At 70.0% G+C, this 22,703-nt stretch carries 25 protein-coding genes; 11 read left to right on the top strand and 14 right to left on the bottom strand.

Features of this window, described 5'->3' with window-relative positions; genetic code table 11:
- Nucleotides 1-55: 55 nt before the first annotated feature.
- Together ASF21_RS15795 and ASF21_RS15800 are read right to left on the bottom strand one after the other, a co-directional pair.
- Nucleotides 56-889 carry a TrmH family RNA methyltransferase gene (locus tag ASF21_RS15795; RefSeq protein ID WP_055773467.1) on the bottom strand — a complete coding sequence of 278 codons (834 nt, stop codon included), beginning with the start codon at nucleotides 887-889 and terminating at the stop codon, nucleotides 56-58.
- A 40-nt stretch (nucleotides 890-929) separates the two neighbouring features.
- Nucleotides 930-1,715, bottom strand: a complete 786-nt coding sequence (locus ASF21_RS15800) for an ABC transporter ATP-binding protein (RefSeq protein WP_055773469.1) — start codon at nucleotides 1,713-1,715, stop codon at nucleotides 930-932.
- A gap of 92 nt (nucleotides 1,716-1,807) precedes the next feature.
- On the opposite strand from ASF21_RS15800, the gene serB reads away from it, so the two are divergent.
- Nucleotides 1,808-2,689, top strand: a complete 882-nt coding sequence (gene serB, locus ASF21_RS15805) for a phosphoserine phosphatase SerB (protein ID WP_055773471.1) — start codon at nucleotides 1,808-1,810, stop codon at nucleotides 2,687-2,689.
- A 222-nt stretch (nucleotides 2,690-2,911) separates the two neighbouring features.
- Here serB and ASF21_RS15810 read toward each other — a convergent pair whose 3' ends face one another.
- Together ASF21_RS15810 and ASF21_RS15815 are read right to left on the bottom strand one after the other, a co-directional pair.
- The gene (locus ASF21_RS15810; protein WP_055773474.1) at nucleotides 2,912-3,661 is read right to left on the bottom strand and encodes an SDR family oxidoreductase; all 750 of its coding nucleotides are present in this window, start codon (nucleotides 3,659-3,661) and stop codon (nucleotides 2,912-2,914) included.
- Between the two features lie 67 nt (nucleotides 3,662-3,728).
- Entirely contained in the window at nucleotides 3,729-4,466 is a 738-nt protein-coding gene (locus ASF21_RS15815; RefSeq protein WP_055773476.1) for a beta-ketoacyl-ACP reductase, read from the bottom strand.
- A gap of 209 nt (nucleotides 4,467-4,675) precedes the next feature.
- On the opposite strand from ASF21_RS15815, the gene ASF21_RS15820 reads away from it, so the two are divergent.
- From ASF21_RS15820 to ASF21_RS15830, 3 genes are read left to right on the top strand one after another with little or no spacing between them, the layout of a single operon-like run.
- The gene (locus tag ASF21_RS15820; protein WP_055773478.1) at nucleotides 4,676-5,101 is read left to right on the top strand and encodes a DUF3099 domain-containing protein; all 426 of its coding nucleotides are present in this window, start codon (nucleotides 4,676-4,678) and stop codon (nucleotides 5,099-5,101) included.
- Nucleotides 5,094-5,387: a hypothetical protein gene (locus tag ASF21_RS15825; RefSeq protein ID WP_235499058.1), complete on the top strand. Its 294-nt coding sequence runs from the start codon at nucleotides 5,094-5,096 to the stop codon at nucleotides 5,385-5,387. Before ASF21_RS15820 ends, ASF21_RS15825 begins: the two co-directional genes overlap by 8 nt.
- Nucleotides 5,388-6,215, top strand: coding sequence for an SURF1 family protein (locus ASF21_RS15830; protein ID WP_055773480.1), 828 nt, complete (start codon nucleotides 5,388-5,390; stop codon nucleotides 6,213-6,215).
- 20 nt (nucleotides 6,216-6,235) lie between these two features.
- On the opposite strand, the gene ASF21_RS15835 is transcribed toward ASF21_RS15830, so the two are convergent.
- The gene (locus tag ASF21_RS15835; RefSeq protein WP_055773482.1) at nucleotides 6,236-6,628 is read right to left on the bottom strand and encodes an MmcQ/YjbR family DNA-binding protein; all 393 of its coding nucleotides are present in this window, start codon (nucleotides 6,626-6,628) and stop codon (nucleotides 6,236-6,238) included.
- A gap of 238 nt (nucleotides 6,629-6,866) precedes the next feature.
- On the opposite strand from ASF21_RS15835, the gene ASF21_RS17465 reads away from it, so the two are divergent.
- On the top strand, nucleotides 6,867-8,240 hold the full coding sequence (locus ASF21_RS17465) for an ice-binding family protein (RefSeq protein WP_157365958.1): 1,374 nt from the start codon (nucleotides 6,867-6,869) through the stop codon (nucleotides 8,238-8,240).
- Between the two features lie 327 nt (nucleotides 8,241-8,567).
- Here ASF21_RS17465 and ASF21_RS15850 read toward each other — a convergent pair whose 3' ends face one another.
- Nucleotides 8,568-10,166: an ABC-F family ATP-binding cassette domain-containing protein gene (locus ASF21_RS15850; RefSeq protein ID WP_055773488.1), complete on the bottom strand. Its 1,599-nt coding sequence runs from the start codon at nucleotides 10,164-10,166 to the stop codon at nucleotides 8,568-8,570.
- A gap of 171 nt (nucleotides 10,167-10,337) precedes the next feature.
- Here ASF21_RS15850 and ASF21_RS15855 point away from each other — a divergent pair, with 171 nt between their 5' ends.
- From ASF21_RS15855 to ASF21_RS15865, 3 genes are read left to right on the top strand one after another with little or no spacing between them, the layout of a single operon-like run.
- Complete coding sequence (locus tag ASF21_RS15855) at nucleotides 10,338-10,967, top strand: biotin transporter BioY (RefSeq protein ID WP_055773489.1); 630 nt, start codon at nucleotides 10,338-10,340, stop codon at nucleotides 10,965-10,967.
- Between the two features lie 27 nt (nucleotides 10,968-10,994).
- The gene (locus tag ASF21_RS15860; RefSeq protein WP_055773491.1) at nucleotides 10,995-11,717 is read left to right on the top strand and encodes an energy-coupling factor ABC transporter ATP-binding protein; all 723 of its coding nucleotides are present in this window, start codon (nucleotides 10,995-10,997) and stop codon (nucleotides 11,715-11,717) included.
- Entirely contained in the window at nucleotides 11,714-12,382 is a 669-nt protein-coding gene (locus ASF21_RS15865; RefSeq protein WP_055773493.1) for an energy-coupling factor transporter transmembrane component T family protein, read from the top strand. The genes ASF21_RS15860 and ASF21_RS15865 overlap by 4 nt, the downstream gene beginning before the upstream one ends.
- Before the next feature lie 101 nt (nucleotides 12,383-12,483).
- Here ASF21_RS15865 and ASF21_RS15870 read toward each other — a convergent pair whose 3' ends face one another.
- The 6 genes from ASF21_RS15870 to ASF21_RS15895 all read right to left on the bottom strand — a co-directional run bounded on the left by ASF21_RS15870 (nucleotide 12,484) and on the right by ASF21_RS15895 (nucleotide 17,791).
- On the bottom strand, nucleotides 12,484-12,813 hold the full coding sequence (locus tag ASF21_RS15870; RefSeq protein ID WP_055773495.1) for a metal-sulfur cluster assembly factor: 330 nt from the start codon (nucleotides 12,811-12,813) through the stop codon (nucleotides 12,484-12,486).
- A 51-nt stretch (nucleotides 12,814-12,864) separates the two neighbouring features.
- On the bottom strand, nucleotides 12,865-13,632 hold the full coding sequence (gene sufC, locus ASF21_RS15875) for a Fe-S cluster assembly ATPase SufC (protein ID WP_055773496.1): 768 nt from the start codon (nucleotides 13,630-13,632) through the stop codon (nucleotides 12,865-12,867).
- 70 nt (nucleotides 13,633-13,702) lie between these two features.
- Nucleotides 13,703-14,062: a non-heme iron oxygenase ferredoxin subunit gene (locus ASF21_RS15880; RefSeq protein WP_055773499.1), complete on the bottom strand. Its 360-nt coding sequence runs from the start codon at nucleotides 14,060-14,062 to the stop codon at nucleotides 13,703-13,705.
- Nucleotides 14,062-15,405 carry a Fe-S cluster assembly protein SufD gene (gene sufD / locus ASF21_RS15885; RefSeq protein ID WP_082471653.1) on the bottom strand — a complete coding sequence of 448 codons (1,344 nt, stop codon included), beginning with the start codon at nucleotides 15,403-15,405 and terminating at the stop codon, nucleotides 14,062-14,064. The genes ASF21_RS15880 and sufD overlap by 1 nt, the downstream gene beginning before the upstream one ends.
- 2 nt (nucleotides 15,406-15,407) lie before the next feature.
- Complete coding sequence (sufB, locus tag ASF21_RS15890; RefSeq protein ID WP_055773500.1) at nucleotides 15,408-16,880, bottom strand: Fe-S cluster assembly protein SufB; 1,473 nt, start codon at nucleotides 16,878-16,880, stop codon at nucleotides 15,408-15,410.
- On the bottom strand, nucleotides 16,880-17,791 hold the full coding sequence (locus ASF21_RS15895; RefSeq protein WP_082471654.1) for a helix-turn-helix domain-containing protein: 912 nt from the start codon (nucleotides 17,789-17,791) through the stop codon (nucleotides 16,880-16,882). The genes sufB and ASF21_RS15895 overlap by 1 nt, the downstream gene beginning before the upstream one ends.
- Before the next feature lie 123 nt (nucleotides 17,792-17,914).
- Here ASF21_RS15895 and ASF21_RS15900 point away from each other — a divergent pair, with 123 nt between their 5' ends.
- Genes ASF21_RS15900 through ASF21_RS15910 form a run of 3 tightly spaced genes read left to right on the top strand, consistent with a single transcriptional unit; the run spans nucleotide 17,915 to nucleotide 20,650 of the window.
- Nucleotides 17,915-18,871 (top strand): ABC transporter ATP-binding protein, encoded by a 957-nt coding sequence (locus ASF21_RS15900; protein WP_055773502.1) that lies wholly within the window; start codon nucleotides 17,915-17,917, stop codon nucleotides 18,869-18,871.
- Nucleotides 18,868-19,674, top strand: a complete 807-nt coding sequence (locus tag ASF21_RS15905) for an ABC transporter permease (RefSeq protein ID WP_082471655.1) — start codon at nucleotides 18,868-18,870, stop codon at nucleotides 19,672-19,674. The genes ASF21_RS15900 and ASF21_RS15905 overlap by 4 nt, the downstream gene beginning before the upstream one ends.
- A gap of 4 nt (nucleotides 19,675-19,678) precedes the next feature.
- Nucleotides 19,679-20,650 (top strand): COX15/CtaA family protein, encoded by a 972-nt coding sequence (locus ASF21_RS15910; protein WP_055773504.1) that lies wholly within the window; start codon nucleotides 19,679-19,681, stop codon nucleotides 20,648-20,650.
- Between the two features lie 76 nt (nucleotides 20,651-20,726).
- On the opposite strand, the gene ASF21_RS15915 is transcribed toward ASF21_RS15910, so the two are convergent.
- Together ASF21_RS15915 and ASF21_RS15920 are read right to left on the bottom strand one after the other, a co-directional pair.
- Complete coding sequence (locus tag ASF21_RS15915; RefSeq protein ID WP_055773506.1) at nucleotides 20,727-21,626, bottom strand: dihydrodipicolinate synthase family protein; 900 nt, start codon at nucleotides 21,624-21,626, stop codon at nucleotides 20,727-20,729.
- A 64-nt stretch (nucleotides 21,627-21,690) separates the two neighbouring features.
- Nucleotides 21,691-22,635, bottom strand: a complete 945-nt coding sequence (locus ASF21_RS15920; RefSeq protein ID WP_055773508.1) for a heme o synthase — start codon at nucleotides 22,633-22,635, stop codon at nucleotides 21,691-21,693.
- Nucleotides 22,636-22,703: the final 68 nt, after the last annotated feature.

Raw genomic sequence — 22,703 nt, forward strand, 5'->3', positions numbered from 1 at the left:
CGGATGCGCCAGCTGTCCATACTAGCGCAGCCCGTGGCGGGCGGCTAAACGGCGGCTAGACGGTGGAGGACGCCGACGGCCCTGCCGGCGCGGAGCGGCACTCCCAGAAGGCGACGGCGGCCGCGGCGGCGACGTTCAGCGAGTCCACCCCGCCGTGCATGGGGATGGTGAGGGCGACGTCGGCCGCCCCGAGGGCGGCTGCGCTCAGTCCGTCTCCCTCCGTCCCGAGGAGCAGGGCGAGGCGCTCGTGGTCGCGGCCGGCGAAGGCGTCGAGGCTGACGGCGCCCGGCACCAGTGCGAGCGCGGCGATGGTGAAGCCGGCGGCCCGGACCTCGGCGAGGTCATCGGGCCAGGAGGTGAGCCGGACCCAGGGAACCTGGAAGACACTGCCCATGCTGACCCGGACGGCCCTGCGGTACAGCGGGTCCGCGCTGCGGGGGCTGAAGAGGACCGCATCGATCCCGAGGGCCGCCGCCGAACGGAACACCGCTCCGAGGTTCGTGTGGTCGACCATGTCCTCGATGATGGCGACGCGGCGCGCGGTCGCGAGCACGTCGCCCAGGGTCCGGCCCGGCGGACGGTTCATCGCGGCCAGCGCACCCCGGTGAAGGTGGAAGCCCGTGATCGCCTCGAGGGTCGCTTCCGGTGCGACGAACGCGGGCGCGGCGGGGAAGCGGCCGGCGACGTGCTCGAGGTCAGGCAGCCACTTGGGGGCCAGCAGGAAGGACCGGGGAACATGCCCCGCGTCGATCGCCCGGCGCAGGACCTTCGAGCTCTCCGCGATGTAGAGGCCTTCGGCGGGTTCCCTGGCGAGCCGCAACTGGACGTCGGTCAGGTTCCGGTAGTCGGCGAGCCGGGGGTCATCGACGGAATCGAGGTGGACCAGCATCAGGACCCCGGGGACGGAGAGCCTGCCGCGGTGCGGCAGGTCACGCCCGGGCGACCGCGCTGTAGCGGCCGTTCTCCTCCGTGACCTTCAGCGCGACGTCGAACGCGGCGCTCAGGTTGTCCTCGGTGAGGACGTCGGCGAGGGGTCCTGCGGACACGACCTTGCCATCGCGCAGGAGGAGGGCATGGGTGAAGCCGGGCGGCACCTCCTCGAGGTGGTGCGTCACGAGGACCATCGCCGGCGCGTCCTCGTCACGTGCCAGGTCCGTCAGACGGCGCACGAGGTCCTCGCGTCCCGCGAGGTCGAGGCCAGCGGCGGGTTCGTCCAGGAGCAGCAGCTCGGGATCGGCCATGAGTGCCCGCGCGATCTGCACGCGCTTGCGCTCCCCCTCGCTCAGGGAGCCGAAGGAACGGTTCATGTAGCGGGACATGCCCCACGTATCCAGCAGGCGGAAGGCCCTGCGCTCGTCGAGGCGCTCGTACTGCTCGCGCCAGCGGCCGGTGACGCCGTAGGAGGCGGTGACGACGACGTCCAGCACGGTCTCGTGATCGGGCACCTGCGAGGCGAGGGCCGCCGAGGCGAGTCCGATCCGCGGCCGGAGTTCGAAGACATCGACGGCACCCATGACCTCGTCGAGGATCCCGACGATACCGCGCGTGGGGTGCAGCCGTGCGCCCGCGAGCTGCAGCAGTGTGGTCTTGCCCGCCCCGTTGGGGCCCATGACGACCCAGCGCTCACCCTCGCCGACCTGCCAGTCGATCCCGTCGAGCAGAGTCTTGCCACCCCTGACGAGGCTCACTCCCGCCAGTTCCAGAACGTCACTCATGGTCCTAGACACTAGGCTAAGGAGCGGCTTCGTGGCGAAACCACCGGCCTTTCGGGAGAGGCGCCGACCGTGGCGGGACAGGAGCGTACGGAGTGATCAAGGCACGGGTGGTCGCCTGGGCGGCGCGGCTCGACGACGCCCACCGCGACGGGCTGGCCACAGGACTCGAGCGCGCCGGCGCCGTCGTCGAGGTCGGGTCCCTGCACCGCGGCGCGACGTACGACGTCCTGACCCTGGAGGTGCGGGCCGGAGACCTGGACGCGTCGTTGCGGACCGGACTGGCCGCGTGGAGCGCGGCCTCCGGTATCGGCGCCGCCCTCGTACCGGAACCCGTCTATGCGCCCGCGCGCAAGCTGCTCATCATGGACGTCGATTCCACGCTCATCAAGCAGGAGGTCATCGAACTGCTCGCGGCCCATGCGGGACGCGAGGCCGAGGTCAGGGCCGTGACGGAGGCAGCGATGCGGGGCGACCTCGACTTCTCGCAGTCCCTGCACCAGCGGGTCCGTGCGCTCGAGGGCCTGCCCATGTCCGTGATCGACGAGGTGGTGTCCCGGATCGAGCTGAGCGACGGCGCGGAGCAGCTCGTCGCCGCCTACCGGGACGCCGGCCATGTGGTCGGCGTGGTCTCCGGCGGGTTCTCCCAGGTCCTCGCGCCTCTGGCGGAGCGGCTGCGCCTGTCCTTCGCGCGCGCCAACGAGCTGGGGCTTCTCGACGGGATGCTGACCGGCCGGGTGGCCGGCGCCGTCGTCGACCGTGCGGAGAAGGAACGCGTCCTGCGCTCGGAGGCGGAGCGTGCGGGGGTCCCCCTGGCCTCGACCATCGCGGTGGGTGACGGCGCCAACGACCTCGACATGCTCGCGGCCGCGGGACTCGGCGTGGCGTTCAATGCCAAGCCGGCCGTGCGTGCGGCCGCGGATGTCGCGCTGGACCTGCCGGACCTCGACGTCGTCCGCCACCTGTCAGGACTCTGACAGGGCTGCAGCGCGGGACCTCGGACCGGCGCCGACGGCCCGGATCCAGCGGCGGACAGCGGCCCGGAACGATCCCGCTGCGACCCGCCCGGCGCGGGCAGCGGCCTGTGCTGCTCGGCCCCGCGCTGCCGGCGATCCGGCGATATACATTCCGCGTCGGTCCGCGGTCACGCTGCGACCGCCCGCCCCGAGCCGGCCGCAGCGTCCCGCCGTGGGTGGACGTCAGCTCTTGGCGAGGAAGTCCTCCGCACCGCCGACGTACTCGGTGTGTCCGGTGGCGACGTCGGCCGTGGCCATCCGGACGATCTCCGTGGCGAACTCCGCCACGGAGTACAGCCGACCGGCTTCCTGGCGGCGGGCCTCGATGGCGCCGGGGGTGGCGCGGTCCAGCAGTGTGGCCGTCACCGTCCCCTCGATCATGTCGCCGGACACGACGACGAGCGAGATGCCCCTGGCCTCGAGGTCGGGGATGAGTGCGCGGAGCGCGTCCTCGCCCGCGCGCTTGCTGCGCGCAACCGGCTCGTAGGCATCCATCGTCTCGACCTTCTCGATGAAGTGTGCCTGGTGGCTCGTGATGAAGACCACGCGGGAGCCGGCCGGCATGACCTCGACGGCTGCGGTGAGCATGGCCACCTGCGCGTCGCGGTTGAGCCGGAGCGCGTAATCCTCCCCCATGGAGGTCTCCATGCCCCCGGACGCATTCAGCACCAGGAGGTCGAGCCCACCGAACGTCGAGACGGAGGCGTCGACGAGGGCCGCCGGGCCCTCCGGCGTGGTGAGGTCCGCGCCCACGGCGACGGCTCTGCCGCCGGCTGCCTCGATGCCGGCGACGACCTTCGTGGCGCGCGGTGCCTTCTGCCGGTAGTTGACGACGACGGCAGCACCCTGCGCTGCGAGTTGCTGGGCGACATCGGCGCCGATGCCGCGCGACGAGCCGGTGACGATTGCAGTGGTTCCCTCGAGGGTGGACATGGTGCTCCTTGTTCTGGGGGCTGGTGCGGAAAAGAGTGCTTCGGGTGGTCGGGGCGAGCCTTCTGCGTCAGTGCCCCATGCCGAGGCCGCCGTCGACCGGGATCACGGCGCCGGAGATGTACCCCGCGTCCTCACCGGCGAGCCAGGACACCACACCGGCCACCTCCTCCGGCGAGGCGAACCGGCCGGCCGGGATGGTGGCGAGGTAGCTCTTGCGGGTGTCCTCGGGAAGTTCCGCCGTCATGTCGGTGTCGATGAACCCGGGCGCGACGACGTTGGCCGTGATGCCGCGCGAGCCGAGCTCCCGCGTGAGGGAGCGGGCGATTCCGATGAGCCCCGACTTGGAGGCCGAGTAGTTGATCTGTCCGGGCGCGCCGTACAGGCCGGTCACGCTCGAGATGAGGATCACCCGACCCCGGCGGAGCCGGATCATGCCACGGGAGGCGCGCTTGACCACACGGAAGGCACCGGTGAGGTTGGTGTCGATGACATCGGTGAAATCGCTCTCCGTCATGCGCAGGAGCAGCGTGTCCCGCGTGATGCCGGCGTTGGCCACGAGGACCTCCACCGGACCGTGCTCGGCCTCGACCCGGGTGAAGGCGGCGTCGATCTGCTCCTCGCTGGTGACGTCGGCCTTGACGCCCAGCATGCCCTCGGGAATGTCACCACTTCGGTAGGTGATGGCAACCTTGTCGCCGTTGGCTACGAATACCTTGGCGATGGCCAGTCCGATCCCACGGTTACCCCCCGTGATGAGGACGCTGCGGCCGGTGGCCGTCGTCGTGTTGTCTGCACCAGATGCCACGGGAAGAACTCCTCTGTCTGCGGGCCGGAAAGGGGTCCGCGTTGTCCGTATCGACGATCGTCGCGAGCGATCCGGCGGGGATGTACCGCGTCCCGCCGGCCCCGTCCGCGCCTGTCCGTCGAACTATCCCGACGATCCTATCGGCGCATCCCTCGACTTCGGGAACGAAGCCCGAAGTGAGACAATAGAGGGAGTCTCTTTGGAGTGTGATGAGTAAACAAACGAAGCACAACACAGACGTCCACAGCATCTCAGACGCACGTGAATCACACAGCGATGAAATGCGAACCCGAATGATCCGCTACACGGTCTCGATGAGCATTCGCCTCGTCTGCTTTATCCTGGTCTTCGTCGTTCCCTACGGCTGGCTGTCGTGGGTCATGATCGCGGGCGCGGTCTTCCTGCCGTACTTCGCGGTCGTGGTCGCCAACGGCGGCGGTGACACGAGCAACATCCGGCACAGCGATGCGCTGATCGACCGTGCGCCGGTCCGCGAGATCGAGGCGAAGGTGGTCGACGCCGGTCCCGAGGACGACGACGACATCCTGAGTGGCGAGATCGTCGACGACAGCGTCGACCCTGCCCATCACGGATCACGCGCGGCGCGCACCGGAGGACCGGGCACGGATGCCTGACGTATCACCGCTCCCCCGACCCGCGGTCACCTCGACCGCGGGTCTCGGTCTGTTCGGTGTGAACCCGGCACCCGGCGACGCTCCGGTCTGCTCCCGCAAGGGATGCCGCGAGCGGGCCATCTGGCAACTGCTCTGGAACAATCCGCGGATCCATGCACCCGGGCGACGCAAGGCCTGGGCCTCCTGTCCCGAGCACGTGACGTGGTTCGAGGAGTACCTGCGCGAGCGCGGGCTGTGGAAAGAGACGCTGCCCCTGACCGCCGGCCGGCCGATGGGAGCCCGCTAGATGTACCGGTTCCTCTTCTCCGCACGCTGGTTCGGCTGGCTCGCCATGGTGATCGTGCTGGCAGCTGGCTGCGTGGGGCTCGGCCGCTGGCAGCTCGACCGGCGGGAGGCCGTCGTGGAGGACATCCAGCGCATCGAGGCGAATTACGACGCGGCGCCCCAGCGCTACGTCCCGGGCGAGAACGGCTTCGACAGGTACGACCCCGCACGCGAGTGGACCCCCGTGACCTTCATCGGTACCTATGACGTGGACAACCAGGTCGTGGCACGGAACCGTCCCCTCAACGGCCAGCCCGGATACGAGGTGCTCACGCCGTTGCGGCTCGACGACGGCACGGCCGTCATCATCGACCGCGGCTGGCTGCCGATCGGGAACATCGAGGCCGGCCGGCCCGATGAGATCCCGGCCCCTCCGTCCGGGCAGGTCGAGGTGACCGCGAGGATGAAGCCGGGTGAGCCGGCCGTCAACCGCGGAGCGCCGGAGGGCCAGGTGGCGTCGATCGACCTCGTCGCGCTGTCCGACCGCCTCGACTACCCGCTGCAGGACGCGGCCTACGGACTCCTCGCGCTCGAGCGGCCAGGAGCCGCAGTCACGCCCGTCGCGGCCCCCAAACCGTCGATCGACGAGGGCCCGCATCTGTCCTACTCCCTGCAGTGGTTCGCCTTCGGGGTCCTCGCCTTCGTGGGCCTCGGGTACGCAGCCCGGCAGCAGCGACGCAGCAATGCCGAGCTGGACGGGAGCGCCCCCGACCTGCCGACGCGGCAGCGCCGTCGTCCCTCGTCCGAGGAGGAGGAGGACACCATCCTCGACGCACAGGGGATCCGCTAGCACCGGATGCCGGGCTTTCGTCAGCGACGGAGCCAGCCGAGCGCAGCACGCTGGACCGCGGGCAGCGACGAGACGACGAGGTCGTAGGAGTCCTCGATCAGGTCGCGGAGCATCCCCTCGTCCAGGGCGCCGTCGAGACGCACACCGTTCCAGTGCTTCTTGTTCAGGTGCCATGCGCCGGTGATCTCCGGATGGGCGGAGCGGAGCTGCACGGCGAGGGCGGGGTCGCATTTGAGGGAGATGGAGAGCGGTTCCACCTCCACCCGGACGAGGGCGAAGATCCTGCCCGGGCCGGGCGGTGCGGCCCGTCCAGGGACCCGCACCCGGAACACGGCGATCTCCGGGCCGAACGGATAGTCCTCATAGGCACCGGTGAGTCCCAGGCAGGCGGCCCGGAGCCATTCGACGTCCATACGGCCACCCTAGTCCTGACGTCCGTGACTGCGCCGCCGGACCGGTGGAAAGTCGTCCGAGAAACTTCGGAGCTGATCGGTTCGACAGCCCCCTGAGGAGTTGTGCTGACGGAAGCACGGTGACCTGTCTCCTCACCCTCGTGCTGATCACCTCGTGACCTGATCCGAGATCATCCCTTCTGGATACTCAGCAGTGCGATCGCGCTTTCGGCCCCGCCCCTCCGCTGGAAGGCGAACCTTGAAAAGCAGCAGTACAGCACGCCATGCCCACTCCCGCCCGAGCCGACGGGCGCCCGGCGCCCTGGCGGCGGGGGCGCTCGTCTTCACGCTGCTGGCCACGGCCAGCGGCCCCTGGTCGGCGTCCGCCGCCGAAGCCCCCGTGGGCCTCGGCACGGCCGGGTCCTACTCCGTCCTCGGCGGTGATACCGTCACCAACACCGGTCCCACCACCCTCACCGGCAACCTCGGCGTCAGCCCCGGGTCCGCGATCACGGGCTTCCCGCCGGGCGTCGCGTCCGGAACGATCAATGCCGCGAATGCCGAAGCACTTCAGGCGCAGTCCGACGTCGGGATCGCCTACGACGACGCCGCGAGCAGGGCCCTCACCGAAAGCGTTGCGGGCGATCTCGTGGGGCGCACCTTCCCTGCGGGCGTCTACAACTCCACCGGCCCGCTGGCGCTCAGCGGCACGGTGACCCTCGACGCGCAGGGCGACCCGAATGCCGTCTTCATCTTCCAGGTCGCGTCGACGCTCATCACGGCGTCCGCGAGCAACGTCGCCCTCATCGGCGGGGCCAGCGCCTGCAACGTCTTCTGGCAGGTCGGTTCTTCCGCGACCCTCGGGACCGCTTCCTCCTTCACGGGCACGATCCTCGCCCTCAGCTCGATCGCGGTGACGACATCCGCCACCGTCGACGGCCGGGCGCTCGCGCGGACCGGTGCCGTCACCCTCGACGACAATGTCTTCGTCACCGACTCGTGCGCCGCCGTCCCGACAGCGGAGCCCACCGGGAGCCCCAGCGCGACGCCGACCGCCACGCCGACCGTGCCCCCCACGGCCACGCCGACGGTCACGGCCACGCCGACGCTCACACCGACACCCACGGCCACTCCCACTGCCACACCGACACCTACGGCCACTCCTACTGCCACTCCGACGGCCACTCCTACGCCGACGCCCACTGCCACGGCCACGCCGACACCCTCCCAGCAGCCGACCGCTCCCCAGCCGACGACCGGTCCCTCCGACGCGCCCGGTCCCTCCGACGCGCCCGGCGCACCGATCCTGCCGGGCACCGGGGACGGTACCGGTGGTTCGGGCGGCACGGGCGACGGCTTCGGCGGATCGGGCGGTCTGGGCGGCGGCACCGGTGGTTCGGGCGGTATCGGCGGCGGCTCCAGCGGGTCGACCGACAATACGGCCGGCGGCGGCAGCACGTCGCTCGGCATGAATCGCGGGACGAACGTCCAGACCTCGGCCACTGTCGCGGGCCCGTCGACGCCATTCACTCCGATGTTCGCCGGCGCTGCCCTGCTGTGCGCGGTCGCCGCGCTGGGCTCGCTGAAGGACGTGGGAATCAGGCGCACGGCGCGATCGCACCGCCGGCACTGACTCGCATCGGGCCACGGACCGGGCGCATCATCCGTCCGGCGTCGCGGCTGTTCTCCGGCCCCAGGTCGGTCGACGTCGGCCCGGACAGACCTGTCCACCGGTGCGAGGGTGCGGCCTCCGGGCCCACCCTCGTCCCTGGGGGTCCGCCGTCTCGGCTCAGCCGGTGACGGCGAGAGCAGCCGCTGACCTGTTGTTCCCCGGCGATGGTTGCCCGGCGGTCGTTCCTCGGTCGATGGATCCACGTCACCGGCGCGTCCGTTCCGCGGACCACCGTCGGGTGACGCGGATCAGGCCAGGGTGACGCGGATCAGGCCAGGGTGACGCGGATCAGGCCAGGGTGACGAGCTCCAGGTAGTCCTGGTTCCAGAGGTCCTCGACGCCGTCGGGCAGCAGCACCACCCGCTCGGGGTCGAGCGCATCGACCGCACCCTCGTCGTGACTCACCATCACCACGGCACCGCTGTAGTTCTTCAGCGCCCCGAGGATCTCGGCGCGGCTCGCGGGATCGAGGTTGTTGGTGGGCTCGTCCAGGAGCAGAACATTGGCCGAGGAGGCGACGATCGTGGCGAGGGCCAGGCGCGTCTTCTCACCGCCGGAGAGCACTCCGGCCGGCTTGTCGACATCGTCGCCCGAGAAAAGGAACGAGCCGAGGATGCCGCGTACTTCGGCGTCCTGCATGTCGGGGGCCGAGGACTTCATGTTCTCGAGCACGGAGCGTTCCGTGTCGAGCGTCTCGTGCTCCTGGGCGTAGTAGCCGACCTTGAGACCGTGACCGGCAATGACCTTGCCGGTGTCCGGCGTGTCGACGCCCGCGAGCATGCGAAGCAAAGTCGTCTTGCCGGCTCCGTTGAGCCCGAGGATGACCACCTTGGAACCGCGATCGATAGCGAGATCGACGTCGGTGAAGATCTCGAGCGACCCGTAGGACTTGCTGAGCCCCTCGGCCGTCATCGGGGTCTTGCCGCAGGGCGAAGGCTCGGGGAAGCGGAGCGCCGCCACGCGGTCCGAGGCGCGGACGGCGTCCAGCCCGCCGAGCAGCCGCTCGGCCCGCTTGGCCATGTTCTGCGCAGCGACGGCCTTCGAGGCTTTCGCGCGCATCTTGTTCGCCTGGTCCATGAGGACCTGCGCCTTCTTCTCCGCGTTGGCGCGCTCGCGCTTCCGCGCGCGCTCGTCCGTCTCGCGCTGCAGCTGGAATCGCTTCCAGCCCATGTTGTAGATGTCGATCGTGCCGCGGTTCGCGTCGAGCTGGAACACCTTGTTGACGGTCGCCTGCAGCAGTTCCACGTCGTGGCTGATCACGATCAGGCCGCCCTGGTGGTTCTTCAGGAATTCACGCAGCCAGGTGATGGAGTCGGCGTCGAGGTGGTTGGTGGGTTCGTCGAGGAGCATCGTCTCCGCGCCGGAGAAGAGGATCCGCGCCAGCTCGACCCGGCGGCGCTGGCCGCCCGAGAGCGTCTTCAGCGGCTGGTTCAGGATGCGCTCCGGCAGGGCGAGGTTGGAGGAGATGGCCGCGGCCTCGGCCTCTGCCGAGTAGCCGCCACCGGCGAGGAATGCCGCCTCGATGCGGTCGTAGCGGGCCATGGCCTTGTTCCGCACCGACGTCTTCTCGCTCGCCATGTCCTCCTGCGCCTGGCGCAGTTCGGTCACGACGGCGTCCAGGTTCCGGGCGGAGAGGATGCGGTCCCGGGCGAGCTGCTCCATGTCGGGCGTGCGCGGGTCCTGGGGGAGGTAGCCGATCTCGCCGGACCGGGTGACAGTGCCTCCTGCGGGCAGCGACTCCCCCGCCAGGACCTTGGTCAGCGTCGTCTTGCCTGCGCCGTTCCGGCCCACGAGGCCGATCTTGTCGCCCTTGTCCACGCGGAAGGACACCTCGTCCATGAGCAGGCGAGCGCCGGCCCGGAGCTCCAGGTTCGATACGTTGATCACGGTCAGGGCCTTTCGATGGTGTGCCTGAGACGGCGGTTTGTTGTAGGAATCCCACAAGGGATCCCCTGGTGACCGGCGCTAGTCTCGGTACAGAAGCAGTTACGGCTGGAGGAAGTCGACAAATCACCGGAGCAACCGGTGCGACTCCGGCCCGCTGGAGGAGCGTGTGCCATGCAGCCGACCGAGAAGACCTCTCCCGGACCTGTCACCGACGGCCGTCCGTCGTCCCGCAAGCGGTGGGACACCACCGATCTCTCGCTGGTCGCGGTCTTCGCCGCCCTCATCGCCGCCCTTGCAATCGTACCCGGTATCCCGGTCGGCCCGCTCGGCGTGCCGATCACCCTGCAGACGCTCGGCGTCATGCTCGCCGGAGCGGTCCTGGGACCAGGGCGCGGGACCGCCGCCGTCCTCCTGTACCTCGCCGCCGGACTGATCGGCCTCCCCGTGTTCAGTGGCTTCAGCGGCGGCTTCGGCGTCCTCGCCGGACCGTCCGCCGGCTACCTCATCGCCTTCCCGCCGGCGGCACTCGTCGCAGGGCTGCTCGCCAGGGCGGTCCTGCGCAGTGCCACCCGTTTCCGCACCGTCCTGCTCTTCCTCGCGTGCGTCGTCGCGAGCCTGTCGACCATCCATCCGCTCGGCGTGGCGGGGCTCATGGTGAACGCCGAGCTGTCCCTCCGTGACGCCGTGCTCGTCGACGCCGCATACCTGCCGGGCGATGTCGTCAAGAACGTCATCGCGGCCCTCCTCGCGGTATCGGTGCATCGCGCCTTCCCGCGGCTCCTCGCCCGACCCCGTGCCTGAGCGCCCCGACTGCCGAGCCCGCCGACGATGATCGAGTTCATCGAAGCGGCAGTGCGGTCGGACGACGACCGGCACACGCTGCTGCACCCGCTGACCCTGTCCCTGGTGGAACGACGGATCTCCGTCATCGGCGCCAACGGCTCGGGCAAGTCGACCCTCCTCCGCCTCGTCAACGGATTGCGGCTGCCCTCGCAGGGGCGGGTCGAGGTCCTCGGTCGGGACACCCGGAAGGCCGGCAGCACCGTCCGCAGATCGGTGGGGTTCGTCTTCACCGATCCCCTCTCGCAGCTGGTGATGCCCACGGGACGCGAGGACGTCGAGCTGTCCCTCCGGACCCGCAAGCTGCCTGCCGCGGAGCGCCGGCTGCGCGCCGGCGAGGTGCTGCGGCGCTTCGGCCTGGAGCACCTCGCCGACCGCAGCATCTACGACCTCTCCGGCGGTGAACGGCAGATCCTCGCCCTCGCCGTGGTCCTCGCGGTCGAGCCGCCCATCCTCCTGGCCGACGAACCGACCACGCTGCTCGACCTGCGGAACGACAGGGTCGTGCGAGCCCTGCTCGCCGGCCTCGGGCAGCAGGTGGTGTTCACCACCCACAACCTCGACTTCGCCCGGGAGGCGGAGCGTACCCTCGTCATCGACGGCGGACGGGTGGTGTTCGACGGCAGGCCCGCCGACGCGGTGTCCTTCTACCGGTCGTTGTCCGCCCAGCCCGGCGGCGGCCCGGCGGGCGACGGACACCTCCTGCCGTGAGGGGATTCGGCAGCACGCTCGGCCTGTACCGTCCCGGAGCGGGCCTCCTGTACCGGTTGCCGCTCGCGCCGAAAGCGGCGGCGTCACTCGGGTGCGCGACCGCCGTCGTCGGGTGGGGTTCCTTGCCCACCACGAGCACCGTCCTGGTACTCGCGCTCGCCGGCCTGCTGATCGGCGCCCGACAATCCGTGCTGCAGACGGCGCGGATGCTGCTTCCGGCGGCCCCCGTGCTCGGGATCCTCGCGCTCTACCAGGGCTTCTCGCAGGGCTGGGTCCAGGCGTTCGTCGTGGTGGGCGGGATCGCGGGATGCCTCCTCGCGGCGCGGTCGGTGACGCTGACGACTCCCCTGCAGGTGCTGCTGGACGGCACCGCGTCGCTCGCCCGCCCGTTCCGGCGCTTGGGCGCCGACCCGGAACGCTTCGCCCTGGCCCTGTCCATCATGCTGCGGAGCATCCCCTACCTCGCAGGCCTGTTCGTCGACGTCCGGGAGGCAGCACGCGCCCGGGGCCTGGAGCGGAGCCCCCGGGTCGCGGTGACCCCGCTGGTCCTCGGCGCCGTCGCCTACGCGCACCGGACGGGTGAGGCGCTGGCCGCCCGGGGGCTGGGTGAGCACGACGACGAGGAGGACGACCGCGGGCAGGACCACGGGAGCGTCGTCGGATGAGACCGCGGGTCCGCAGAAGGGCGGTCCCGGTCGTCGCCGGAACCGCCCTCCATGGCCATCACGCCCGTCGGCAGCCGACATCGGCAGCCGGCGTCGGACGATCAGATGTTGAAGCCGAGTGCCCGCATCTGGTCGCGGCCGTCCTCGGTGATCTTCTCGGGACCCCACGGCGGCATCCACACCCAGTTGAGGCGCCACTCGTCCACGACGCCGTCCAGCGCCTGGCCGACCTGCTCCTCGAGCACGTCGGTCAGCGGGCAGGCCGCCGTCGTCAAGGTCATGTCGATCAGGAGGGCACCGTCCTCCGCGTACTTCAGGCCGTAGAGGAGGCCGAGATCGACGATGTTGACGCCCAGCTCGGGGTCGATCACATCACGGAGCGCTTCCTCGACGTCGCCCAGCGCGGTCTGCGCCTGCTGCACATCAGTCATCGAACTGTTCCTTTCGCGTATCCCGACGGCGGTCGGGAGATCGGAGTGGTCCTAGGCCTCGACCGGAGTCTGGGCCGTGAACCGATCGTAGCCCTCGGCCTCGAGCTGGTCGGCGAGTTCGGGCCCGCCCTGCTCGGCGATGCGACCGGCGACGAACACGTGGACGAAGTCCGGCTTGATGTAGCGGAGGATCCGCGTGTAGTGCGTGATGAGGAGCGTGCCCATCTCGCCCTTCGAGTGCTCACGGTTCACACCCTCGGAGACGACCTTCAGGGCGTCGACGTCGAGGCCGGAGTCGGTCTCGTCGAGGATGGCGAACTTGGGGCGGAAGAGCTCGAGCTGCAGGATCTCCACGCGCTTCTTCTCACCACCGGAGAAGCCCTCGTTGACGTTGCGCTGGGCGAAGTCCGCATCGATGCGCAGCTGGGCCATGGCGGTCTTGACGTCCTTGGTCCAGTGGCGGAGGCTCGGCGCCTCGCCGTCGAGGGCGGTCTTCGCGGTCCGCAGGAAGTTGGTCATGGTGACGCCCGGGACCTCGACGGGGTACTGCATCGCGAGGAAGAGGCCGGCACGCGCACGCTCGTCGACGCTCATGGACAGGACGTCCTCGCCGTCGAGCGTGATGGAGCCGCTGTCCACCGTGTAGCGGGGGTGGCCGGCGATGGTCGACGCGAGGGTCGACTTGCCGGAGCCGTTGGGCCCCATGATGGCATGGGTCTCGCCCGTGTTGATGGTCAGCGTGACGCCCTTGAGGATGGGGACATTCCCCTGCTCGGTGTCGATGCTGACGTGCAGGTCCTTGATTTCAAGTGTGGACATCGTGTTCTTTCTCCTTCGCCTGCTGGTGCAGGAAGAGTGCAGGAAGTAGGGGGTGCGGGACGGCGTTCCGTCAGCCGAACTGCGGTGCCGGCGCCCCGTTGGTGACGGTGGTGACATCGACGTAGACGTTGCCGTCGTGGATCTCCAGCGCGAAGACCGGGACCGGCTCGTACGCCGGGAGCTGCAGGGGGGCGCCGCTGCGCAGGTCGAACTGGGAACCGTGGCCCCAGCACTCGATGGCGCACCCCTCGACATCGCCCTCCGAGAGGGAGATGTCCGCGTGGGAACAGGTGTCCCCCAGCGCGTGAATCTCCCCGTCGGAGTCACGGACGACGGCTACGGGGTAGTCGTCGATGAGGACCCTCAGGGCCTGCTTGACCTGGATGTCGTCGACGCTGCAGATCAGCTCGCCGCGGGGTTCGGCAGCCATCAGAGGTTGCCCGCAGCGAGCTCGCGCTCGACGGACTCCGACAGGCGCTCCTCGAGGGCGGGCACCTTGATCTGCTGGATGACCTCGGTGAGGAACCCGCGGACCACGAGGCGGCGTGCAGCCTTCTCGGGGATGCCGCGTGCCATCAGGTAGAACAGGTGCTCGTCGTCGAAGCGGCCGGTGGCGCTGGCGTGGCCGGCACCCTCGATCAGGCCGGTCTCGATCTCGAGGTTCGGCACGGAATCCGAGCGCGCACCGTCCGTGAGGATCAGGTTGCGGTTGGTCTCGTAGGTGTCGGTACCCTCGGCGGCCTTGCGGATGAGGACGTCGCCCACCCAGACGGTGTGCGCGTCGTCGCCCTGCAGGGCGCCCTTGTAGGTGACGCGGGACTTGCAGTTGGGTACGGCGTGGTCCACCAGGAGGCGCTGCTCGAGGTGCTGGCCGGCGTCGGCGAAGTACAGCCCGTACATCTCGACCTCCGCGCCGGGCGCGGTGAAGATCGACGACGGCGTCAGCCGCACGAGGTCGCCGCCGAGGCTGACGACGACGTGCTTGTAGCGCGCGTCGCGGCCCACCTTCGCCTGCTGCGAGGAGACGTGCACGGCGTCGTCGTCCCATTCCTGGACGCTGACGACGGTGAGCTCCGCGCCGTCGCCGACCACGATCTCGACGTTCTGCGCGAGCGTCGCCGAGCCCTGGTGGTCGAGGACGACGACGGCCTTCGAGAAGGCCTTCGCGTCGATGAGGATGTGCTGCGCCGAGGCTTCGGCGTGCGTCCCCCGGACGCTGACCATGACCTCGCCGTCGGCCACGGTCTCCTGCGGGACGGTGATGACGGTGGCGTCACCGAAGGCGTTCCACGCGGCGGCGGACACGCGGTCCTCGGGGGTCGCCGAGGCGCCGAGCCGGACGTCGTCGCGACCGACCGTCTCGACGGTCACGTTGCCGGCCCCGGTGACCTCGACCGCCGGCGCAGAGGCGGACAGCGCCTCCGTGTGCAGGCCGCGCAGGCGCTTCAGCGGGGTGAAACGCCAGTCCTCCTCGAGCCCCGTGAGGGTCGGGAAGTCCGCGATGTCGAAGGACCTGCGACGCTCACCGCGAGACGCCTCCGGGATCACCGGGGCATTGCCGTGGCTGTGCTTCTTCAGGCCGAGCTGCTCGCTGCCGGTGTCCCCGGTCGAGAGGGACTCGCCCTCCTCGGTGAAGCCGTCGATCGCTCTCGAGCGGTCGACGGCGCCTGCGGGAGCGCCGAGGCGCGCCTTCTCGTCGAGGTCGCCGAGATCGGTGACCTCGGCGTCAGGCGCGGTGTCGGGTGTGGATTCCGTGTGGGTGGTCTCAGCCATTACTAGCCTACAGCCCCTTCCATCTGCAGTTCGATCAGCCGGTTGAGCTCGAGCGCGTACTCCATGGGCAGCTCGCGTGCGATGGGCTCGATGAACCCGCGCACGATCATGGCCATGGCCTCGTCCTCCGGCAGGCCGCGGGACATCAGGTAGAACAGCTGCTCCTCGCTGACGCGCGACACCGTCGCCTCGTGGCCCATGGTGACGTCGTCCTCGCGGATGTCGACGTACGGGTACGTGTCCGACCGCGAGATGGTGTCCACCAGGAGGGCGTCGCACCGCACCGTGTTCGCGGAGTGCTTGGCTCCCTCGCGGACCTGGACCAGACCGCGGTAGGCGGCGCGGCCACCGCCACGGGCGACGGACTTCGAGATGATCGAGGACTTCGTGTTCGGCGCGATGTGCACCATCTTCGACCCGGTGTCCTGGTGCTGGCCCTCGCCGGCGAAGGCAATCGAGAGCGTCTCACCCTTGGCGTGCTCGCCGACCAGGTAGACGGCCGGGTACTTCATGGTGACCTTCGACCCGATGTTGCCGTCGATCCACTCCATGGTGGCGCCCTCGTGCGCGATGGCGCGCTTGGTCACGAGGTTGTACACGTTGTTCGACCAGTTCTGGATGGTCGTGTACCGGACGCGCGCGCCCTTCTTGACCACGATCTCGACGACGGCCGAGTGCAGGGAGTCCGAGGTGTAGATCGGGGCGGTGCAGCCCTCGATGTAGTGCACGTAGGAGTCCTCGTCCGCGATGATCAGCGTGCGCTCGAACTGGCCCATGTTCTCGGTGTTGATGCGGAAGTAGGCCTGGAGGGGGATCTCCACGTGGACGCCCTTGGGGACGTAGACGAAGGAACCGCCCGACCACACGGCCGTGTTGAGCGACGCGAACTTGTTGTCCCCGACGGGGATGATCGTGCCGAAGTACTCCTTGAAGATCTCGGGGTGCTCGCGCAGCGCGGTGTCGGTGTCGAGGAACAGGACACCCTGGCGCTCCAGGTCCTCACGGAGCTGGTGGTACACCACCTCGGACTCGTACTGGGCAGCGACGCCGGACACGAGGCGTGCACGCTCCGCCTCGGGGATGCCGAGCTTCTCGTACGTGTTGCGGATGTCCTCGGGGAGGTCTTCCCACGTGTTCGCCTGCTTCTCCGTGGACCGCACGAAGTACTTGATGTTGTCGAAGTCGATGCCGGAGAGATCTGCACCCCAGGCGGGCATGGGCTTGCGGTCGAAGTACTTCAGGCCCTTGAGGCGGAGGTCGAGCATCCACTGGGGCTCGTTCTTCTTCGCGGAGATGTCGCGGACGACCTCCTCGCTCAGGCCGCGGCGGGCGTTGTCGCTCACTTCGTTCTTGTCGGCCCACCCGTACTGGTAGGTACCGATGCCCTCGAGCTCCGGGTTCTTCTCCAGGATGTCGCTGATCACCGACTCCGGCACTGCCGACGCGGCTGGCTTGCGGTCTACTTGATCCGTCATCACGGCCTTCCTTGCTGATGGATAGAAGGGGTTGCTGGATTGCTGGGCGGCGCGGCTTCCGCAGCCGCCGTGGATTCGGCGGCGCCGGGAGCATCCGGGCTGGCCGGCGCGGCAGGTGCCGCCGTCGTCCGTCCCAGGGGAATGTGGGTGGTGCAGACGTGGCCGCCTGCCGCCAGGGTGGAGAGGCGCCGAACGTCGACACCGAGCAGCCGGGAGAACACGCCGGTCTCCTGCTCGCAGAAGGCGGGGAAGGCCGAAGCCAGCCCCTGGATGGGACAGTGGCCCTGGCAGAGCTGCACGCTCAGCATCACCGGCCTGGCCGAGGACGCGACGGGGCGGGAGCCCCGAAGCTGCGGCCGTCCGACGGTCTTGGTCGACCCGACGAAGCCGTCTGCGGTCAGCGCACCGGACAGCGCCCGCGCCCGTGCCTCGAGGTCCGGGCCCGCGGCCTCGACGACGGGCCGGTAACGCTCCTCCATCCCGGAGAAGCGCGCACGGGCGAACTCCTCGATGGCCTCCGGGCCCGCGGCCGCACCGAGCTGCGCCAGCGCAGCGGTGGCGATATCGAGGTAGTCGTCGCCCATCTCGGTCTGGCCACGCCGGCTGAGCACGTAGCGGCGTGCGGGGCGTCCCGCGCCGGTGGCGGAGCTCCGCGCGCGCTTCACCTCGATCAGGCCGTCCTGCGACAGTGCGTCCAGGTGCCGCCGCATGGCTGCGGGGGTGAATCCGAGACTGTCACCGAGTTCGGCGGCGCTCACGGGGCCGCGCTCGAGGACCGCGGACAGGACCCGGTCCCTGGTGCGCTCGTCGGGATCCGGGGAGACGATCTGGGCGGTCCGTTGCGCACTGCGCGGGCCGGCCGCCGCCGCGGGATCCGGAGTGGAGAGGGCGGCGCGTGGCGATACGGTCACAGTCCATTCCTCCCGTCGGCGACAAAATACACAACACAAGCATGACCTAATGTATTCCGGCCGACCACTTAGGCGAGGCTACCCATCGAGGACCCTCCGCAGCACTACTACCTGTCGTAGAATATGAGGGTGCCGACTACTGCCCCCGCCCTCGAGATCGACGGCCTGATCAAGGACTTCGGTCCGGTCGGCTCCCTCGACGGCCGCATGGTCCGCGTGCTGGACGGCGTGCACCTCCGGGCGTCGCACGGGGCGGTGACCGTGCTCCTCGGCGCGAACGGAGCAGGCAAGACCACCACTCTCGAGTGCGCGCAGGGACTCCAGCGCGCCGACGGCGGCGTGGTGCGACTCCTCGGCCAGGACCCGTACCGTGCATCGCCGGACCTGCGCGCCCGGGTCGGCGTGATGTTGCAGGACGGCGGATTGCCTCCGTCGGTGCGGCCGCTGGCACTGCTCCGTCACGTCGCCTCGATGTACAGCGATCCCCTGCCGGTCGACGACCTCGCCGGGCGCCTCGGGCTCGACGAATTCGGCGCCGTCTCGATCCGCCGGCTCTCGGGCGGGCAGAAGCAGCGCCTGGCCCTCGCCTGCGCCCTGGTGGGTCGACCCGAGGTGGTGTTCCTCGACGAACCCAGTGCAGGTCTGGACCCCCAGTCGCGGACCATCGTGTTCGATCTCATCAGGGAACTGCGTGCGGACGGCCTCGCGGTCGTCCTGACCACGCACCTGCTCGACGACGCCCAGAAGCTGGCCGACTACGTCTACATCGTCGAGGGCGGCCGGACCGTCGCCGAAGGGACCGTCGCGGAGCTCACGGCCGACAGCGAGACGGACGGGATACGCGAGCTGCGCTTCGAGACCGTCCCCGGGCTCACACTCCCGCCCGGCCTCCTCCCCCATCTGCACCAGCTCGAATCCGAACCCGGGCAGTACGTCCTCCGGGGCACGCTCACGGCGGAGGACGTCGCATACCTCGCCACCTGGTGGGCCTCCTGCGGCGTCATGCCCACGGCCATCTCCCTGGCGCCCCGATCCCTCGAGGACGTCTTCCTGGACATCTCCGGACGGAGCATCCGATGAGCAGCCCCGACACGGCCTCCGGCCTTCCTGCCGCGCCCCTCCCCCGCGGCAGGACGACGTCGGGGACGGCCGCGCCGCTGTCCGCGCGGGTGCTCCGGCACGGCGGCTACGAGGCGCTGGCGATGCTGCGCAACGGGGAGCAGCTGGTGCTCGCGATCGTGCTGCCGCTGCTCGCCCTCGTGGCCCTGGTCGTCACCCCGCTGCTGGACGCCTACGGGCCGAGCCGCATCGACGTCGCCGCCCCGGGAGTCCTGGCCCTCTGCACCATGTCGACGGCCTTCACGGGCCAGGGAATCGCCACGGGCTTCGACCGGCGGTACGGGGTGCTCCGCTTCCTCTCGACCACTCCGCTCGGTCGATCGGGCCTCATCCTCGGCAAAGCCGTCGCCGTGGCCGCCGTCCTCGCCGTACAGCTCGTGGTGATCGGCGGAGCCGCGCTGCTGCTGGGATGGTCTCCCCGGCCGGAGGGGATCCTCCCCGCCGCCCTCCTGCTGCTCGTCGGCTCCGCGGCGTTCACCTCCCTCGGACTCCTCGTCGCCGGCACGCTGCGGCCCGAGGCGACCCTCGCGGTCACCAATCTCGTCTGGATCCTCCTCGCCGCCGCCGGCGGCGTGATCATCCCGGCCACGGGCCTCCCCGCCGCCGTCGAACCGTTCGTCTCGATCCTGCCGTCCTCCGCGCTCGGCGACGGCCTGCGGAACGCCCTCGTGGACGGCGCCCTCGACCCTCTCGCGTGCCTGGTGCTCCTCGCCTGGGCCACCCTCGCCGGCCTGGCGGCCATCCGCTGGTTCAAATGGAGCTGATCTCATGACCTTCCCCGCACTCACCCGCCTCACCGGCCGCCTGCCGAGGACCACCACACCGCTGGTGCGCCGCCTCGCGATCGCATCCCTCGTGTCCCAGATCGCCATCGTCGTCACCGGCGGGGCTGTCCGCCTGACGGCCTCGGGGCTCGGGTGCCCCGAGTGGCCGCGCTGCACGCCGGAGTCGATCGTCACCACGCCCGAGATGGGCTTCCACGGGGTCATCGAGTTCGGCAACCGCCTCCTGACCTTCGTGCTCGTCATCATCGCCGTCGCCATGATCGTGGCCGTGCTCGGGATGCGGCGGGAGCGCAAGGACCTGTTCAGGCTCTCCGTGGGACTGTTCCTGGGCATCCCGGCGCAGGCCGTGATCGGCGGCATCACGGTATGGACGGGGCTGAACCCCTGGATCGTGGGACTGCACTTCATCGTCTCGATGGTCCTGGTGGCGCTCGCGACCGTCCTCGTCAACCGCGCACGGCTGACGACGGAGCAGTACGCGATCCGCAGGCCCGCGGCAGCCCCGGCACTCCTGCGGCAGCTCCTCGTCACCTCGACCGTGCTGACCTCGGTAGCCGTCGTCCTCGGCGTGATCGTGACGGGTTCGGGGCCGCACGCGGGGGACCACGGTGCCGCGCGCAACGGCCTCGACTCCGACCTCATGACGCGTCTCCATGCGGTCCCGGTGTACCTGCTGGTCGCCACGGTGGCACTCGCCGTCGTCGTCGCCTACCGCACGGACGTCCACGCGAAGCTCCGCAAGGCGCTCGTCCTGCTGACCGCCGTCGTGCTCGTCCAGGGAGCCATCGGCTACACCCAGCACTTCCTGCATCTGCCGGTCGTGCTCGTGGCGCTGCACATGCTCGGCGCGTCGCTGCTGATGGCAGCTGCGGTGCACGCGCACTACACCGGGACGACCCGACGCACCCTCCCGGGGACGGTCGCGGCGACGAGGGTCCGGCAGCCCGTCGCATAGCGCGACCGCCCCCATCACGAGGTGATGCGCGAGTCCGGCGGCCACGTCGGCGGCCACGCCGGACGGACGGTCCGCGTCAGTCGTCGTCGAACTCGCCCTCGAGCACGTCGAGCAGCCGGCCGAGTTCGCGCAGCTCGGACCCCGGGCTCGGCAGCAGGGGCGGCCGCGGATCACCGGCGGCCACCCCGCACGCCCGTGCCAGGAGGTGGAGCCCGCTGATCTTCCGGAGGCCGGCCACATGGTCGACCAGGGGGGCGAGGACGTGCCGCACCCGGTCGATCTCCCTCTGCTCGCCGTCCACCACGGCAGACCTGAGGCGGGCGTAGACGGTGGGCAGCAGTGCTGCCGGACCACTGTGCCACGCGTCCGCAGCGACCTCGCCGGACATCATCAGGACATCCCCGCTGACGCCGTGGCTGAAGGATCCGCCGACCAGCGACCGCAGTGCACGGTGCCGCGCGTTGAAGGTCGCGGCGTCGGGCGCGGTGTCCTTGAACGCGACGACCTGAGGGAGCGCGGCCACCTCGGCGACCACGTCGAGCGAGTAGTCGAACTGGGTGGTACCGGGGTTGTTGTAGAGGCAGATCGGCAGGTCGGTGGCTGCGCACACCGCATGCACCTGCGCCACCACCTCGTCATCCGTGAGCGGCACGTAGGAGACCGGGGAGAGGACGAGTCCGGCGGCACCGGCCCGCTCGGCGTCGACCGCGGACTCGAGGACCTCCCGCGTGCCGACCGAGCTGATGCCCACGGCGACGGGTCTCCTGCCGCCCACCGCGTCGATGGCGGTGCGTGCCACCTCGGCCCGTTCGGTGCGGTCGAGGTAGGCGAAGCTCCCCGAGGATCCGAGGACCGTGATCGCGTCGACGTCCGACGCCGCCAGGCCGTCGAGGAGGGAGCGGAGGTCCGCGTGGGCCACGCCGCCGTCCGGGTCGAAGGGCGTGAGTGGGTAGGCGATCAGGCCGGTGAAGTCCATGCCGACAGCCTAGGGGCTCGCCCCACCGGTCCTCGACCGTGCGGGCGGATCGGCCGGCAGAAGATCAGGGCAGGACGGCCGATCCGACGAACGGATCGACGGCGAGGGCGAGGAAGAGAACCGTCAGGTAGCTGATCGACCCGTGGAAGACCTTCATCGCGGCCTTGTTGCTGAGCTCACCCTGCTGTGCCAGGGAGTGGAGGCGGTGGGATTCGCGGATGAACCAGGCACCGCCGACGAGGGCCGCGACCGAGTACACCCAGCCGGCACCGGCGGGGATCAGCAGGAGCGAGCACGCGACCATGGCCCAGGCGTAGAGGACCACCTGGACGGACACCGTGCGGGCCCCGGCGATGGCTCCGAGCATCGGTACGCTGGCGGCGTTGTAGTCGTCGCTGTACTTCATGGACAGGGGCCAGTAGTGCGGCGGGGTCCACAGGAAGATGATGAGGAACAGCACGACGGCGGGCCAGTCCACGGAACCGGTGACCGCGGCCCACGCGATGAGCACGGGCATGCAGCCCGCTGCTCCACCCCAGACGATGTTCTGGGAGGTGCGACGCTTCAGGACCAGCGTGTACACGACCACGTAGAGGAAGATGGCTGCGACACCGAGCATGCCCGCGAGCGGGTTCGCGCCGAACCAGAGCACGGCGATCGCCACGATGCCGAGGACCCAGGAGAACACGAGTGCCTCGCGCGGGGTGACCTCCCCCGTGACGAGGGGCCGGTTCTCCGTGCGGTGCATCAGCTTGTCGATGTCGCGGTCGATGTAGCAGTTGAAGGCGCCGGCGCTACCGGCTGCGAGGGCCCCGCCGACCATCGTGGCGAGGATCAGCCCGAGGGGAGGGAACCCGCCCTGGGCGAAGATCATGGTGGGAAGTGTGGTGACCAGGAGCAGCTCGATCACGCGGGGCTTCGTCAGCGCGAGGTAGGCCTTCGCTTTGCGACCGAAACCCTGACGGGCCTGCGGGGAACGTGCCGGAGCAGGAGCCTGCTGGGTCTTCACAAGGCAACACTTTCGTTTCTTCCGGAGTAAAAGACAAGGCCCATCATACCCTTTTACGCTGTGTAGAA

This window comes from Arthrobacter sp. Leaf234, from assembly GCF_001422665.1.
GTDB lineage: Bacteria > Actinomycetota > Actinomycetes > Actinomycetales > Micrococcaceae > Arthrobacter_D.

What these genes read in the sequence shown, in the direction of transcription:
- sufC (WP_055773496.1), bottom strand. Translation starts at nt 13,632, where the DNA reads ATGTCCACACTTGAAATCAAGGACCTGCACGTCAGCATCGACACCGAG.
- ASF21_RS15825 (WP_235499058.1), top strand. Translation starts at nt 5,094, where the DNA reads ATGCCTGACGTATCACCGCTCCCCCGACCCGCGGTCACCTCGACCGCG.
- ASF21_RS15800 (WP_055773469.1), bottom strand. Translation starts at nt 1,715, where the DNA reads ATGAGTGACGTTCTGGAACTGGCGGGAGTGAGCCTCGTCAGGGGTGGC.
- ASF21_RS15795 (WP_055773467.1), bottom strand. Translation starts at nt 889, where the DNA reads ATGCTGGTCCACCTCGATTCCGTCGATGACCCCCGGCTCGCCGACTAC.
- ASF21_RS15910 (WP_055773504.1), top strand. Translation starts at nt 19,679, where the DNA reads ATGACCTTCCCCGCACTCACCCGCCTCACCGGCCGCCTGCCGAGGACC.
- sufB (WP_055773500.1), bottom strand. Translation starts at nt 16,880, where the DNA reads ATGACGGATCAAGTAGACCGCAAGCCAGCCGCGTCGGCAGTGCCGGAG.
- ASF21_RS15900 (WP_055773502.1), top strand. Translation starts at nt 17,915, where the DNA reads ATGAGGGTGCCGACTACTGCCCCCGCCCTCGAGATCGACGGCCTGATC.
- sufD (WP_082471653.1), bottom strand. Translation starts at nt 15,405, where the DNA reads ATGGCTGAGACCACCCACACGGAATCCACACCCGACACCGCGCCTGAC.
- ASF21_RS15820 (WP_055773478.1), top strand. Translation starts at nt 4,676, where the DNA reads ATGAGTAAACAAACGAAGCACAACACAGACGTCCACAGCATCTCAGAC.
- ASF21_RS15810 (WP_055773474.1), bottom strand. Translation starts at nt 3,661, where the DNA reads ATGTCCACCCTCGAGGGAACCACTGCAATCGTCACCGGCTCGTCGCGC.
- ASF21_RS15880 (WP_055773499.1), bottom strand. Translation starts at nt 14,062, where the DNA reads ATGGCTGCCGAACCCCGCGGCGAGCTGATCTGCAGCGTCGACGACATC.
- ASF21_RS15855 (WP_055773489.1), top strand. Translation starts at nt 10,338, where the DNA reads ATGCAGCCGACCGAGAAGACCTCTCCCGGACCTGTCACCGACGGCCGT.
- ASF21_RS15915 (WP_055773506.1), bottom strand. Translation starts at nt 21,626, where the DNA reads ATGGACTTCACCGGCCTGATCGCCTACCCACTCACGCCCTTCGACCCG.
- ASF21_RS15860 (WP_055773491.1), top strand. Translation starts at nt 10,995, where the DNA reads ATGATCGAGTTCATCGAAGCGGCAGTGCGGTCGGACGACGACCGGCAC.
- ASF21_RS15870 (WP_055773495.1), bottom strand. Translation starts at nt 12,813, where the DNA reads ATGACTGATGTGCAGCAGGCGCAGACCGCGCTGGGCGACGTCGAGGAA.
- ASF21_RS15835 (WP_055773482.1), bottom strand. Translation starts at nt 6,628, where the DNA reads ATGGACGTCGAATGGCTCCGGGCCGCCTGCCTGGGACTCACCGGTGCC.
- ASF21_RS15905 (WP_082471655.1), top strand. Translation starts at nt 18,868, where the DNA reads ATGAGCAGCCCCGACACGGCCTCCGGCCTTCCTGCCGCGCCCCTCCCC.
- ASF21_RS15830 (WP_055773480.1), top strand. Translation starts at nt 5,388, where the DNA reads ATGTACCGGTTCCTCTTCTCCGCACGCTGGTTCGGCTGGCTCGCCATG.